Raw genomic sequence first — 15062 nt, forward strand, 5'->3', positions numbered from 1 at the left:
TGCTGTAAGTGTAGTCTACGGAACACCTATCCGAACCACAAGGAGGAACGACAATGAAACTGTTGACGAACTGGAAAAAGACGATACTTCCCGCCACCCTGGCACTAGCCTTGCTTATTCCGGCAGCCGCATACGCCGCCGAGCAGAACGGCCAATCCGATTCTTCCGGTTCAATGCCCGGAACGAACAGCACGGCTCCGGCCAAGCCGCGTGGTAAGGACTCGATGAACTTCGGCAAAGGACGCGGCGGCTTCGGCCACGAAGGCTTCGCGATCCAGAAAGGCGGCAAACATTTGATCGGCGGCGATTCCGTCAATCAGCATAAGTATATGGAGCTGCTGGCAGAGAAATATGCGCCGGATACGCTGGACAGCTGGAAGGCGGCTTTGACGGAGCAGGGAACGCTCCATCAGGAGCTGCAAACGCTGCTTCAGGATCAAGGCGTACACGACGCTTTGCAAGCGCAAAGGGACGAGCTGAAGGAACAGATGAAAGCCAAGCAGGACGAGCTGAAGGAGCAAATCAAGGCCAAACAGGATGAGCTCAAACAAAAGCTCGAAAGCGGTGAAATAACGAAGGAGCAGCTTCGTGAACAGATGAAGGACGGCGCTTTGCCTTTCGGCAAAGATATAAAAAGAATCGTTACGGGTGCGGAGCTTCAAGGCGATCCCGCTGCCGCGCAAGCTTCGCGGGCTAACCGCCAGGAGCTGACCGACGCGATCAAGGCGGATAATGCCGACGGCATCCGTACGGCGCTGGCGAAGCTGCTTGAAGATGTGAAGCAGTCCAATACACAGCTTGCCGCCAAGGTGGCGGAGTTGAAAACAAAAGCAACTGGCCAGCAGGTTCAGCCGCAAGCGCCAAAAATGAAGGAACGCGGCAAAGCCGGCTCGCAAAACGACAGCGGCAGCCAAAGCGAAGCTCAGACGCAAAGCTGGAAAGCGCCTAAATCCGGCGGAGCGTCGGTCTCATTGCTGTAAATTCGATTAGGAGTGGGGACGCCCGAAAGCGTCCCTTTTCCATGTTATAATAAAAGCAGCCAACGCCCGGAAGGAGAAGGTTCCCCATGTCGTTCCGCATCCATCTCGTAGAGGACGAACAGAACTTGAACCAGGTGCTCACCACCTATTTGCAAAAGGAAGGCTGGCACGTACACAGCTTCTACAACGGTGAAGACGCTCTTGCCGCCATCCCCCTGAGGCCTCACCTGTGGATTTTGGATATCATGCTCCCCGATCTGGACGGGTTCCAGCTTATACGCGCGATTAAGGCCGATTCTCCGGGTATTCCCGTTATTTTTATATCGGCAAGGGACGCGGATCTCGATCGGGTCATCGGGCTGGAGATGGGCAGCGACGACTATTTGGCGAAGCCGTTTTTGCCGAGGGAACTGGTGATCCGGACGCGCAAACTGCTTGAGCGCATTTACAGTCTGCCTCTGCCCCAATCCCGTGCGCAGCCGGTTATCGGAAGCGCAATCGAGATCGCCCCTTACCGGATCGACGAGAGCAGAAGACTGGTCTACCTCCGGGACGAGAATATCGAGCTGACGTCCAAAGAGTTCGACTTCGTCCTGTTCATGGCCCGCAACCCGGGACAAGCGTTCGCCCGCGAACAGCTGCTGAACCAGGTTTGGGGCGAGGACTATTTCGGCACCGACCGGGTCGTCGACGACCTCGTCCGCCGAATCCGCAAAAAGCTGCCCGAGCTTCGTCTCGAGACGATATACGGATACGGGTACAGGATGGTGCAGCTGTGAACTTGAAAAACAAGCCGCTGTTTGTACAAATCTGGCTCGTCATCGCCGGCATTACGTCGGGAATTACGCTGCTCATCCTGGTCGTGATCCCGCTGTTCCTCGGCGATTTTTTTACAAGAGAAATTTACAATACGATCGAAGACGCTCAAAACTCATTGTTTGCGGGAAGGCAGCAGGACCGCTTGGCGGACCGGTGGCTCGAAGGCTCGAATACGGTCGAGCGCGACCAGCAGCAGCTCAATATCCGCACCGTCCGGCATGTGCTAATCACCGACGACGGCAAGATGGCGCCGAACCTCGCGACGTTGACCGCCGATTTCCGCCAACAGCTGATTGCCGAAGCCCGGTCGCAGACGTCGCAGATCCAGCGTTACTCGCATGCGCTGAATAACGAGAATTTGTTTTATGTCATCCGTTCCGAATCGTACAGGGGAACGAAGCTGTACGTCATGTCGTACATGTGGGACGCTCACCGCAACAAGCTTGTCCGCGAGCTGTCGTTCCGGCTATTCCTCATCCTCGGGCTGATTATGCTGTTCAGCTGGATTCCGGCTTTGTGGCTGGCCAAATATTTGTCGCGCCCGCTCGTAAAGCTCGAAAGCTACGTCAAACATATCGCCGACCGGAACTGGAAAGAGCCGATCGAACTGGACCGCAAAGACGAAATCGGCCGGCTCGCGGTCTCCATGGAGCAAACCCGCCGGCAGCTTCTCCGGCAGGACGAGACGAAGCAGTCGTTTCTACAGCATATTTCTCATGAGCTGAAAACGCCGGTCATGGTCATTCGCAGCTATGCGCAGTCGATCCAGGACGGCATCTACCCGAAGGGCGACCTCCAGACGTCGGTCGACGTGATCGATCAGGAGGCGGAACGGCTGGAGAAGCGGATTCGCTCACTGCTTTATCTGACCAAGCTGGACTACTTGTCGACTCAGAAGCAGGTTCGGCTGGAAACGGTCCGTCTCGACCGTTTGGCGGAGGAGGTCGTCGACCGTCTTCGCTGGAAGCGGCCGGAGCTGGAATGGTCGCTGCAGCTTGATCCGCTTACCGTGCGGGGGGACAGGGAGCAGTGGACGATCGCGCTGGAAAATATGCTGGATAATCAGATCCGCTATGCCGCTTCCGGCATCTCGGTATCGACCGAAGCCGTCGGACCGGGGGGCGGGGGAGGTTTGTTCAAAGTCCGCAACGACGGCCCTCCGATCGAGCCGGACTTGCTGGCCGGATTGTTCGGAGAATTCCGCAAGGGCCAACACGGCGAATTCGGACTCGGACTCGCCATCGTGAAAAGGATCGCCGATCTGCATCAAGCTTCCGTTACGGCCGTTAATACGGCGGAAGGCGTGGAGTTCCGGGTCACCTTCGGTTAGACGGGCCGTCATGTGGCGAGCTTCGGTTGGCGCGGGCTTCGTGTGGGCAGGGTTCGTAGTGGCAGGCTTCGGGGTGGCGGGCTTCGGGGTGGCAAGCTTCGTGCTAGCGGGCTTCGTGTAAAACTCACCATGCTAGAGCAATATAAGAGTCTTAGGCAGTCGCTATTTTTGGCCTTTTCGCTTGACCGGAGCGAATAGAAGCGGTTTGCACCCCTTATTTCCACCGAATGATCGGGTCTGCACCCTTTTTGGCGAATATAGCAGCTTCAAACCAGTCTTATTTCACCGTCCAAGCGAGTTTCGGACCAAATAACAGGTGCAAACCACCCTTATTTGGTGCTTCCCCGCCTGTGCGCAGAGGATGCAATTATACGAAAAAAGCCCAGGGACCACATATCCCGCGGGCTTCTTCGTCTTTCGTCTTTCGTCTTTCGTCCTTACTCTTCCGTCTTCCATCCTTGCTCTTCCGTCTTCCGTCAGCCATCTTTCCTCGCCATCAGCCGTTTTCCGACGGATCATCGTCAATCCGCATCGCGGTCAGATCTGGCTTTCGATCGACTGGCAGCATTGCTTGATTTTCGATAATTCGTTGCGTATCGCTTCATCGGTCGTCATATTTTGCAGCTTGCCGCAGCTCTCGACAATTTTCTGCGCCTGCTGCTTGACATGTTCGCTTGCCAATGGAATTCACCTCCTGCCGTTCCAACCGTTAGGATGCACTGCCGGAGGCGGTGCTATACACAGTTGGCGGTCAAGGTGAACGTCCAGGGCATAAATCACTCTAAAGCCGCATAACCATCATTTCATAGATCGGACATAAAGTTGTCTTTAATTCGCCATACCGGGATTCGTTCGGACCGCAGCCGGCGGGTTATAATGAAATCAACCGCGGAAGTTCTTATGTGTATGAGGAGGGATCCGGATGGAAGCCTTAACCGATCTTCAATATCAACCGCAGCGTACCGCCGATACGAACGATTTCGATCCGTTTTACACAGAATGCAAAAATGCCTGCGATTTTCCGCTATGGCTGAAGCTGCAGCATGACATTCGCGCCGGACTGGAGCAACTGCTGGCCGAGGCCGCACACGCGCTCCCCGAAGATTTCGCCGAACGGCTCAACACGATTAATAACCGGATCAGCGATTATAACAAGCATGTGCCGAGCGTATTTCTACGCAAGCCTGTCCTGACCCCTGGCAATTGGACCGAGGAATGCGAGGACTGGCTGTAAGACTGCAAGACGCAGTCGTTCCTTTACTGCGCTGTACCATGGAGTCTTAACCATTCGCATACAAAAAAGGAGCACCCCCTCACTGCCGGTGCTCCTTTTGCTTGTCCGCTGCTTACGCCAAAAATCCGAGCGTCTCGTACGACTTGCCAAGCGTGCTTTTCGCATCTCCCTGCAGCCAGCGGTCTACGAGCGTATAATACACTGAGCGGAAATCGACCTCGTGCTTCAAATCCCCGTGGGCATCGAGTCGTTCCAGGCTCGGATATACACCGTACATCCCGCCCTTCACCCCGCCTCCCATGACGAATACCGGTCCCGCCGTGCCATGATCGGTGCCGCCGCTTCCGTTCTCCTTCACCCGGCGCCCGAACTCGGAGAACGCGAGTGTAACCACCTTGCCCGCGAGACCTTGCTCCTCCAGATCGGAGTAAAAGGCGGTAACCGCCTCGTCCAGCTCCTGGAGTAGCTTAGCATGCTGCTCCTTCTCGTCCGCGTGATCGTCGAAGCCGCCAAGCTGCGTGTAGAAGACGCGGGTGCCGGACCCTCCGGCGAGCAGTTGGGCGGCCACCTTCAAATCTTTGGCGATTGCCGTTTTCGGATACTCCACTTTGTGTTTGTAAGCCGATGCGAGTTCTTGGATCGCCACTACGCTTTCGTAAGCTTCCGCGCCCCTCCGGCAGGCGACCTGCAGATGAACCCCTTGGCGCTTCGGATCGTACATATCGAGAAACGACTGGGCGAGCCGGTTAAATTCGATCTTCGGCGCTTTGGGGTCGAGCAGCAATTGGTACGATTCGATCGATTGGATGACCGGCGCGTTCACGGTAGCCGACTCGAACGCCTTATTGGCGATATTTCCGATCTGAATCGCCTTCAGCGGATTGCGGTTGCCGCCGAGCGACGATTCGACGTAACGGCCGAGCCAGCCTTCCTTAATGAACTTGTCCGGCTCAGCCGTTTGCCAGATATCCATCGAACGGAAATGGGACCGGTCGGGATTCGGATATCCGACGCCCTGGACGATCGCCAGCTTCCCGGCCTCGTACATCCGGTGCAGTCCTTGCAGACTCGGATGAAGCCCGGATTTCCCGTCGAGATGCAGCACCTCGCTCTCCTTCAAAGCGAGCGTCGAGCGGGAATCGTAGTATACGCCCTGACCGTACGGGATAAGCGTATTGATCCCGTCGTTGCCGCCGGACAACTGAATAACGACCAGCACGGTAGATTCTGCCGTACCGCCGCCCCCCTCTTTACTTTCATCCTGGACCTGCGCTTCGCCGGACGGAGAGAACAGCAGCGGTCCCCCCAGTCCGAGCGTGGCGAACAGAGCCGATCCTCTCACGATAAATTCCCTTCTGGACATTTTCATGAATATCGCCTCCTTCTTAGGCTCCCCTTTGGATTTGCAACATGCTAACCGCCCGTTTCACTTCATCTGGGCTTCCGGACAAACCAGCATCAATTGAAGCAGTCCGCGCATTCCGCTTATATTGGAGGAAGCATGTACGAATGTATCGTCCGCATATTTGGCCAGCACGCTCCGGCTTCGTTCCCCGAGTCCCCACAGTCCGGTATTGCGGCTCCACAGGTCTATCCAAGCCTCAGCGTTATCCTTACGTACGGGCGTATATGCTTCCGATTGATACATGGCGTTTTTGACGCGACTGGCGATCGATTCGGCAAATTGGGAACGCGCCAGCAGCGAACTCGCGATCAGCCAGTCTGCGCCGCCTTCCCAGCCGTTCACATCAGGCGGCATATAAAGCTCCTGCCCCATTTTGCGCATCGTATTCATGAAGCTTTTGGAGATCGGGAGATCAAGCGCCTTGATAATGCCTGCTACGTACTCCGCAGGCGACTTTACGATCGTGAGCCGATATTCCGGTTTGTAGAACTCGTCCGACAGAAAAAGCGATTGAAGCACTTCTCCTATCGTTTCCTTCGCGGCAAAGTCGGCTGCCACCTCGTTCACCCATGCTTCGGGCGGGCTCGCGGTGCCGAAATATTCGAGCAGCTTACGCGCCATATAAGGAGCCAGCGCCTCCTGCCGGAACAAAACGTCTACAACCGTTTGTTCATTAAAGTTGCCTGTTTCGCCGAGAACCAGCTTCAAACCGTCGTCATGATTTTTTTTGTAAAATTGCACTTTCGCCTCCTTCCGATCATAATGCCAGCCGGTAAAAGCGCGTGCCGCTTCCTGAACGTCTTCTTCCGTATAATTGCCGATCCCGAGCGTGAACAACTCCATCACTTCGCGGGCGTAATTTTCGTTCGGCGTACCCTTCCTATTATTGTTGGAATCGAGCCAAAGCATCATCGCCGGGTCTTGTCCGACCTGAAGCACCAATTTGCGGAAGTTGCCCAGCGCCAGCGAGCGGAACAGATCGTTTTGGTTTCGTATAAGCTCCGTGTAGCCCACCTTCCGGTACGACGTAGCAAAATGGTTATGCCAAAAAAGCGTCATTTTTTCCGCTAGCGGCTCTCCGCTTACCGTCATCCGGTACAGCCAGTATGTCTGATGATCCGTGATGTTGTCCGCCTTCAGTTCTTTACCGTCCGCCATAACTTCTTCGATCGGCGGCAGTTGAACCTTTTCACCGTGAATGGGTTCCCCTGCGATCAGCCGACGCACCGTTTCTTCTTTTCCGAGAGCAAGTGCCGCCTGCACATCTTCCGGCGATACGTGGAAGGTTGCCCTGCTCAGCAAGTGCACCGCCTCGTTTTCCGTCCAAAGTTCTCCCATAAGCTCCCTCCTCCACACACTTACCCTTTAGATTACAACCAAATTGTTACAAAAAAATGACTTTCAGCGAATTCCTTAGGCAAAAAGGAACCGAAAAAGGCGGTCCCCGTAAGGAACCGCCCTTTCTATATAAATCGTACGCACAACGTCTGCCGCCCGGAGCCGCCGCCGTAATTCGGTTCACTCCCGCCAGCCTTACTCCGCCTTCAAGTGGCTGTCAAAAAAACGGACCATCGCGCTGTAAAAATCAATTTTGTTTTCCTCGTTGTAGAAGCCGTGGCCTTCGTTTTCCTTCACCATGTATTCCACTTCCACGCCCCGGTTCCGGAGCGCTTCCACGATCTGGTCGGACTCGGCTTTATTGACCAAAGCGGAATGGCAAGGCATGATGACAGAGCATTTGAATCTGCTTACCCAAGAAGTATCCACCCGTTTAGCCAAAAACTATGCGGAAAACGTCGCTTTGGGCGACTCGATTCAAGCGCAGGCGCTCGACATGGCCGACGTACTGACAAGAGGAATTCTCCAGCAATTCCGAGCAGCACAGAAACAGACGCCTCCATTCCCGCCTTACGGCGGTTTGGCAGCGTCTTTGACGTCTGTTATATCGTTGCGATTATCCTTTGTATCCGCCGCTGGTCGACAGGATCGTCGACAGCTTGCCCGCTGCCTCGGATTTGATCCGGTTCAGCTCTTCGGCTGTGACCGTCTTATCGTTTTTGGCTGCGAAATCGATCGATTGATTCAGCGACTCGATCAGCTGCTTCAGCAAGTCTTCATGCTTCAGTCCGGATGCTTCTACGAGCGTTTTGCCATTTTGCAGCGCATCGACGATTGTGCTGTAATCCTTATCGGCTTGAGCCGACACGCGAATGGCTGTATATGACAGCTCTTTTTCCACCAGCTTCTTGTAATCGACCTTGGCGGCCGCCGCACGATCGTCGTATCCGTTTGTTGTAATGATTTTCGACAGCTTGCCCGCCGCTTCGGATTTGATTCGGCTTATCTCTTCCGCTTCAACCGATTTATCGTTTTTGGCTGCAAAATCGATCGATTGGTTCAGCGAGGCGGTCAGCTTGTCAAGCAATTCCCCGTGCTTCAGGCCCGATGCCTCGACGAGCGTTTTACCTTGCCGCAGCGCATCGCGGATCTCGCTGTCCTTCTTGTCGGCATAAGCGGATACGCGGATAACCGTATAGGACAGCTCCTTCTCCGCCAGTTTGGTATAATCGGTCTCGACAGCGTCATACGTCGAATCGTCATAACCGTTCGTCGAGATGATTTTGGACAATTCGGAGGCCGCTTTCGACTTGATTTCATTCAGCTCTTCCTTCGTTGTCGTCTTGTCGTTTTTGGCTGCAAAATCAATCGACTGGCTGATCGAAGCTTTCAGCTTGTCGAGCAGTTCCCCGTGCTTCAGGCCCGAAGCTTCTACGAGTGTTTTGCCTTCCTGCAGCGCATCGCGGATCACACTGTCCTGCTTGTCGGCATAAGCCGAGACGAGGATAACGACGGACGACAGCTCTCTTTTTACTATTTTATCGTAATCTACCTTGCTATATTTCGTATCGTCGTATCCGTTCGTATTAATGATCGTGGACAGCTTGCCGGCCGCTTCGGACTTGATCCGGTTCAAGTCGTCCTTCTCGATGTCCTTGTCGTTGCGTGCCGCAAAATCAATCGACTGGTTCATCGACTCTACGAGCCGGTTCAGCAGTTCCTGACTGGTCAGTCCGGAAGCTTGAACGAGGCTTTGCCCCTGGCTAAGCGCATCGCGAATCGAATAATCTTCCCGGTCGGCGATCGAAGCGACATGACCGATCACAAACGATAAGTTTTGATCGACTACTTGTTGATAGTTTACTTGCGACTTCACTTCGGCCGCAAATGCCGAACCTCCGAAGCCGGACACCGCTGTGCCGAACATCATCGCCGCCGCCAATCCTCCGACTACTACCGTTTTCTTTACCATCTTTAATGCTTTCATAACAACTCCACCCTATCCTTCTTTTATTTTTTTATCTTTTTGTATGTTGTCTCTCTCCTTCTTTATCTTAGAGAATTACGGCTTCCGGAAAATCGGACCAGGGATTGTTTTTCCAGCCGGACCTTAGTCCAGTAACGGATACGACTCGGGTCTCTGGTCAGCAGGGTGTGTTTTGGCAGTCTGGCAACGGCAAACGGTTTCATTCCAAAACACCAAAAAAACCGGACGAATAACGGTACTGGCCGTTATCTCCGCCCGGCTTTCGCTTGTTTCTCCAGTCATTTCGGATTCGGAACGCATCTTCCAGCTGCATCAGCCTCGTTCCGTCCCATTTTCGCCGCCTTCGTCGTCTTCCCCGGCCAATCCGTCCTCGAACGCTTCTTCGGCTTCGCCGACGTCCATCTGATCCGGATACAGCACATTCACGAAAGCTACCGTATCCGCATATTGCCGCAGCACCTCGCCAAACGTCTCGGCATTATCGTAGGCCTCGTTATCCGGCATAACGTCTCTATCTTCGGCTGCATCCAGGTCTTCCATCCACCCATCGTCGGTGGCGAACTTTTCGGTACGCTGCGCCCGATCGTTTTGCGGTTCGAACAAGCCAATCCCCTCCTTCGCTCACAGCTGCTCCCATTATTGTTAGCCGGCCGGACTGGAAATATACGGACTTCCTGCGGCAGCGTCGCTTGCCGATTGCTCTCGTCTCCACCGTGATGCGCAAAAAAGCGAAAACCCCCGGCGGAAGCCCGCCGGAGGCAAAAAGCAACAATACGATTAGCAGTCGAAGTACAACGAATATTCTTGAGGATGAATGCGGATGTTGACCGATTTGGCTTCGCCGCGCTTGTATTCGATATAGTTATTGATGAAGTCCTTGGAGAATACGCCGCCTTGCGTCAAAAACTCGTTATCGGCTTCGAGCGCGTCGAGCGCGTCATCGAGTGTTGCCGGTACGCTGCGGATTTCGTTTTTCTCGGCATCCGACAGCTCGTAAATGTTCGTATCGAACGGACCGTAGCCCAGCTTGCGAGGGTCGATCTTGTTCTGAATGCCATCCAGACCGGCCAGCAGCATAGCCGCGAAAGCCAGGTACGGGTTCGCTGTGGAGTCCGGCGTACGGAACTCGATGCGGCATCCTTTCGGCGTAACGGCTGCGATCGGAATCCGGACCGCTGCGGAACGGTTGCCCTTGGAGAATACAAGGTTAACCGGAGCTTCGTAGCCAGGAACGAGACGTTTGAACGAGTTGGTGCTCGGATTCGTCAGGGCGATCAAAGCCGGAGCATGGTGCAGCACGCCGCCGATGTAATACATCGCCATTTCGCTCAGGTTAGCATAAGCGCCTTTTTCATAAAACAAAGGCGTATCGCCGTCAAAAATCGACATATGAACGTGCATGCCGGACCCGTTATCGCCAAACAGCGGCTTCGGCATAAACGTTGCTACTTTGCCGTACTGGTGAGCGGTGTTGTGCACGATATATTTATATTTAAGCAGATTGTCTGCCGTCTTGGTCAGCGTGTCGAAACGGAAGTTGATCTCGGCTTGGCCGGCAGTCGCTACTTCATGGTGGTGGCGCTCGATGCGAAGGCCCGCTTCCGCCATCAGACGGCACATTTCACTGCGGATATCTTGCTGCTTATCCATCGGTGCGACCGGAACGTATCCGCCTTTGACCGGCACTTTGAAGCCCAGGTTGCCGCCTTCTTCCTTGCGTCCGGAGTTCCATGCCGCTTCCTCGGAATCCACCTCGAAGTACGATTTGTTCATGCCGTTTTCGAAACGGACATCGTCAAAAATAAAGAATTCGGATTCCGGTGCGAAAAACGCCGTCGTGCCTACACCGGACTTCTGCAAATATTCTTCAGCCTTCTGGGCGATCGAACGCGGGTCGCGGTCATAACGTTCGCCGTCCGGCGTATGGATGTCACACATAATGATCAATGTAGGATGTGCGGTGAAAGGATCTACATAAGCCGTCTCGGTATCCGGCATCATAACCATGTCAGATTCTGCGATTCCGCGGAAACCCGGGATGGAAGAACCGTCAAAAGCGACTCCGTTTTGGAAAGTAGCTTCGTCCACCTCGCTCGCCGGCAAGCTGATGTGTTGAGCTTTTCCCGACAATCCGATAAACCGGAAATCGACCCATTCGATATTTTTTTCCTTAATCAGATGGAGCACATTTTGGACAGACATGTTAAAAGCCTCCCTATTTCCGAACATTCTCCGCATTTCCACCGGTCATTGTTCAAGTTTTGGATTGTTTATGGTCCTTATTATACGACTCGACAAAAACAGCGTCAATACTTATGTAAGGTATTTTTTAATCTCATGTCAGGTATGTTTACATCGAAAGCGTTTCCGTTCACATTTTCGTCAAACTCCAAAAATGTTTAACGGCGCCGGATTAGAGTCCATACCGTTTGAGCAGCTTTTGCATCCACTATATGAATGGTAGTGACGCTGCTTACATACGGTTTGAACCGAGTGGGGGTGACAACGCTGAAGGGGAGATGGACAGCCAGAAGCTCTTATTATTGCGCCGTATCGGACGGCTGCCGGAGAGTCTATACGAACAGGGATGCAAGCCCTTCGTTCCAGGCGAACCGGATTCGCGACCCGAAGCGGGTCTCTTACATCAGTTTATACGTGAACGGGGTCATTCAGCCGGATTGCATGTATACGGTCCGGGACGGCAAGCTTACGTTTCGCAGCAAGGAGCTTCCTCCGGAAGGCGCCCCGATCGTGCTTCAGTTCGTACGGATAACAAGTAAATCAAGCAAAAGAAGAAGACGCCGCACCGCAAAGCGCAGCCCCACTTGCAAACGGAAATTTCGGAAAGGGGGTGAACCTATGCCAGCCAGCCTGATCAAACTGTCGATTACTGCTACTTCCAGCCAGCCGACGTTATCCGGAGGCGATGTCGACACGACTGTCACCGCCTCCTCCTCCCAATATGTCGCCCTGGCTTCCGCCGGAACGCTGGACGATACGACCTTGACTATACTTGCCACCGCTTTTGTGGATGACACCGGTACGTCGGTTACTGCCTTCCCCGACAACCTCGGCTACTACAACTTGTATATCAACGGTGTGCTGCAGCAAAACGGACTCTCGACGATTACGACCAGCCAGATCGAGATTGCGGACGGAGACCAGATCAGTTCCACCACCCCAATTGTCGTTCAATTCGTTGCTTCTGCGGCCGATTCCACGCTGACGCCGCCGACCGCCTCCGCTCCCATTATTACGGTTAATACGTGATTGCTTCCATTTGCAGGCAGCACAGAAAAAACCTCCAATCCACTGTTGTACCGTGGTATTGGAGGTTTCTTGTTATGCGGGCCGCTATTAAGCGTGAATCGGTTCTTTTTTCGTTTCGAACGTTTTGCCGCACAGCGGTGCCAGCTTCTCAAGATCCTGGAGCAGCTTCGCGAATTGATCCGGGAACAGCGACTGTACGCCGTCTCCTGTCATCGAATTGTCTGGATCGGTATGCATCTCGACGATCAAGCCGTCTGCGCCTGCCGCTACCGAAGCTTTGCACATCGTCTCGACCAGCTCGCGGCGTCCGGTACCGTGGCTCGGGTCGGAAATGACCGGAAGATGGCTAAGCTGCTGCAATACCGGAATCGCGGTCAGATCGAGCGTGTTCCGGGTGTACGTCTCAAACGTGCGGATGCCGCGCTCGCAAAGCATAACGTTCGGATTGCCGCCTGCGAGAATGTATTCCGCTGCGTTCAGGAATTCGTCGTAAGTGGCGCTGAATCCGCGCTTCAGCAGCACCGGTGTCTGGATCGTGCCCAGCTTGCGAAGCAAGTCGAAGTTTTGCATATTGCGCGTTCCGACCTGGAGAATGTCCGCATGCTCAGCGCATACATCGACATATTCGGGCGTCATTACCTCGGTGATCGTCAGCAGCCCGTGCTTCCGTCCCGCTTCCGCCATCATCTCGAGTCCTTCAACGCCCACGCCTTGGAAGCTGTAAGGACCAGTTCTCGGCTTGAACGCGCCGCCGCGCAGCACTTGGCCGCCTGCCGCCTTCACGAGACGGGCGATCTCGTCGATCTGCTCCGGCGTCTCCACTGCGCAAGGTCCGCCCATCACGACGAGCTCGCCGCCGCCGATGCGTACACCTTTCCTCTCGATGACCGTATTGTCCGGATGGAAATCGCGGCTCGCCAGCTTGTAGGACTTGGAGATTTTGATGACATTGTCGATTCCGGACATTTGGCGGAGCTGTTCAGCCAGCTTCGGGTCGGCTTTGCCGATAATGCCGATGACGGTCTGGTCCGTTCCTTTGGATACGTGTGCTTGTACGCCGTGCTTCTCAATATGGTGGACAATTTCGGCGATGCGCTCGTCGGAAACTTTGTTGGATGCTATTGCGATCATAATGAATTCCTCTCCCCTGATTGTCTTTGTGTCCGTAATGCCGGATCCGGCAAACTTATTCGCACTTAGACGCTTCAACGCGTATTCGCTTTTAAGCTTTTATGCTTTTAATCGTTAAAGCAACTATACAGGATAAACAAGCTTTCCGTCAACCCCCTTTTTTCCCGGAGCGTCCATTTATGAAGGTAAACGACTTTATAACGAAAAAGTCGCATTCCCAGCTCAACTATTCACTTCAAGAGCTCCCCTCTTTCTCTGGCACATTCGATCGATGGACTGCTTGAAAGAGGTCATTTCCTTTACGCCAAACGGAAACGAGACTTCCCCGACCGCTTCCTTTCAACCGGTCTGAAGCATGTTAGGAATGCCGCTTCCGCGAAGGTAGAGACGAATTCATATAATTGCGCACAAATTCAAAAAACTTATCAACATGTGAATGGATTTATGTTCGAAAATGGAGCGAATCAGCCACTTATCCCCGAAATTATTCACTTGTCCACATTACGTCCACAGTTTTCACTTTAGTTATCCACAAGATCCGTCGTTTCAACTTTGTCTTCTATAATAAGTTAAACTAATGAAAATTAAAGTCCATTCCGTTCCGAAAAAATGGCTTGAGGCCTCAGACATCTTGTTTGGAGTCTCGATTGGATTAGCCCTCGGATTGTTGACACTCAAAGCTTATCCTTCCGTAGCAGCTTTATGACGAAAGCTATAAGCCTGTTTCTTTTCTCCACAACATTCTGCTTAACCATGGTGTATATTTAGCTCAACTTACTACAGTTGTCGTCTTATGCAGAAAAAGTAACGGAAGGAAGGACCTCTGCGCAGCCACGATCGCACGAAAGAATCGATATCGGAATCAGAACGGATTCTCAATAAGAAAAGCTTCTAAACGAAGCGTATTCCTCGACGAATGACCCTGCGTAAGAGGTAGCTTTTCTTAGTTCAGAATGCCTCGGCCTCGGTTCGCTTTAACGCTTTAGCGAACATAGACAATCTGAATCGTTAAGTAAGAACTTTCCGTAAAGTACCCGGACGGTTCTTTGACGTGAAAACCCATACGTTTGTACGTTGGAAGGGAATGGGTACCTTCCTTCGCTCCAGCCACTCGCCCTCAGTCGTGTTGTCTTTTTGCAGTGGTATGGCTAACGAACCCAGCATTCGTTATCAGAACCAAATGCGGGCAGAGAGCAAAAACTACAACGGACACAGCGGTCGTTATTACGATGAATATCGATCTATTTGTTTTTTAACGGACATCGATGCAGCTATTTGGTGGGAAATGTTACTTTTAGAGGCGGTTCGGAGTAAATAAGCGCTGTGGTGACCGTTACATTTAAAAAAACGGTTTTTTAGCGAAATAACCTCCACCATGTCCGTTAGAATAAGGTTTAGCTTATATTCCGGTTTTATCTTCGCTTTAATACGGTGAAGAACATAAACATTCTGATCTCTTGAACCTCTCATGACTAAAGTCACGAGATTCTTGGGTAGTCCCTTCTAACGAAGAGAAGTTCACCAAGCTAACCCTGTCGTTCCGACAGTTCGTGTAAGGTTTACACAGC

Annotated in this window: 12 protein-coding genes and 1 pseudogene; 5 read left to right on the top strand and 8 right to left on the bottom strand. The window is 53.2% G+C overall.

What is annotated here, in order from left to right:
• Positions 1-53 precede the first annotated feature (53 nt).
• The 3 genes from IDH45_RS27540 to IDH45_RS27550 all read left to right on the top strand — a co-directional run bounded on the left by IDH45_RS27540 (position 54) and on the right by IDH45_RS27550 (position 3129).
• The gene (locus IDH45_RS27540) at positions 54-980 is read left to right on the top strand and encodes a hypothetical protein (protein WP_190931364.1); all 927 of its coding nucleotides are present in this window, start codon (positions 54-56) and stop codon (positions 978-980) included.
• An 86-nt stretch (positions 981-1066) separates the two neighbouring features.
• Positions 1067-1759: a response regulator transcription factor gene (locus tag IDH45_RS27545; RefSeq protein WP_190931365.1), complete on the top strand. Its 693-nt coding sequence runs from the start codon at positions 1067-1069 to the stop codon at positions 1757-1759.
• Positions 1756-3129, top strand: coding sequence for a sensor histidine kinase (locus tag IDH45_RS27550; protein WP_317891302.1), 1374 nt, complete (start codon positions 1756-1758; stop codon positions 3127-3129). Before IDH45_RS27545 ends, IDH45_RS27550 begins: the two co-directional genes overlap by 4 nt.
• A gap of 537 nt (positions 3130-3666) precedes the next feature.
• Here the strand turns inward: IDH45_RS27550 and IDH45_RS27555 are convergent.
• Complete coding sequence (locus IDH45_RS27555; protein WP_190931366.1) at positions 3667-3810, bottom strand: hypothetical protein; 144 nt, start codon at positions 3808-3810, stop codon at positions 3667-3669.
• Positions 3811-4051: 241 nt separating this feature from the next.
• On the opposite strand from IDH45_RS27555, the gene IDH45_RS27560 reads away from it, so the two are divergent.
• Positions 4052-4363 carry a hypothetical protein gene (locus IDH45_RS27560; protein WP_190931367.1) on the top strand — a complete coding sequence of 104 codons (312 nt, stop codon included), beginning with the start codon at positions 4052-4054 and terminating at the stop codon, positions 4361-4363.
• Positions 4364-4475: 112 nt separating this feature from the next.
• Here the strand turns inward: IDH45_RS27560 and IDH45_RS27565 are convergent, their stop codons facing one another.
• From IDH45_RS27565 to glnA, 6 genes and pseudogenes are all read right to left on the bottom strand, one after another.
• Complete coding sequence (locus IDH45_RS27565; RefSeq protein ID WP_190931368.1) at positions 4476-5732, bottom strand: DUF1501 domain-containing protein; 1257 nt, start codon at positions 5730-5732, stop codon at positions 4476-4478.
• A 57-nt stretch (positions 5733-5789) separates the two neighbouring features.
• Positions 5790-7106: a DUF1800 domain-containing protein gene (locus IDH45_RS27570; RefSeq protein WP_190931369.1), complete on the bottom strand. Its 1317-nt coding sequence runs from the start codon at positions 7104-7106 to the stop codon at positions 5790-5792.
• A gap of 195 nt (positions 7107-7301) precedes the next feature.
• A pseudogene (locus IDH45_RS27575) lies at positions 7302-7472 on the bottom strand (alpha/beta hydrolase family protein); the annotation flags it as partial.
• A 250-nt stretch (positions 7473-7722) separates the two neighbouring features.
• Positions 7723-9093 carry a hypothetical protein gene (locus IDH45_RS27580; protein WP_190931370.1) on the bottom strand — a complete coding sequence of 457 codons (1371 nt, stop codon included), beginning with the start codon at positions 9091-9093 and terminating at the stop codon, positions 7723-7725.
• A gap of 312 nt (positions 9094-9405) precedes the next feature.
• Positions 9406-9696: a hypothetical protein gene (locus IDH45_RS27585; RefSeq protein ID WP_190931371.1), complete on the bottom strand. Its 291-nt coding sequence runs from the start codon at positions 9694-9696 to the stop codon at positions 9406-9408.
• A 174-nt stretch (positions 9697-9870) separates the two neighbouring features.
• Positions 9871-11295: a type I glutamate--ammonia ligase gene (gene glnA, locus IDH45_RS27590; RefSeq protein WP_190931372.1), complete on the bottom strand. Its 1425-nt coding sequence runs from the start codon at positions 11293-11295 to the stop codon at positions 9871-9873.
• A 297-nt stretch (positions 11296-11592) separates the two neighbouring features.
• On the opposite strand from glnA, the gene IDH45_RS27595 reads away from it, so the two are divergent.
• Entirely contained in the window at positions 11593-12363 is a 771-nt protein-coding gene (locus IDH45_RS27595; protein WP_190931373.1) for a DUF4183 domain-containing protein, read from the top strand.
• 87 nt (positions 12364-12450) lie between these two features.
• Here IDH45_RS27595 and aroF read toward each other — a convergent pair whose 3' ends face one another.
• The gene (gene aroF / locus IDH45_RS27600; protein WP_190931374.1) at positions 12451-13494 is read right to left on the bottom strand and encodes a 3-deoxy-7-phosphoheptulonate synthase; all 1044 of its coding nucleotides are present in this window, start codon (positions 13492-13494) and stop codon (positions 12451-12453) included.
• Between the last annotated feature and the right edge of the window lie 1568 nt (positions 13495-15062).

It is taken from the genome of Paenibacillus oceani (genome assembly GCF_014705615.1).
Classification (GTDB): Bacteria; Bacillota; Bacilli; order Paenibacillales; family NBRC-103111; genus Paenibacillus_AB; species Paenibacillus_AB oceani.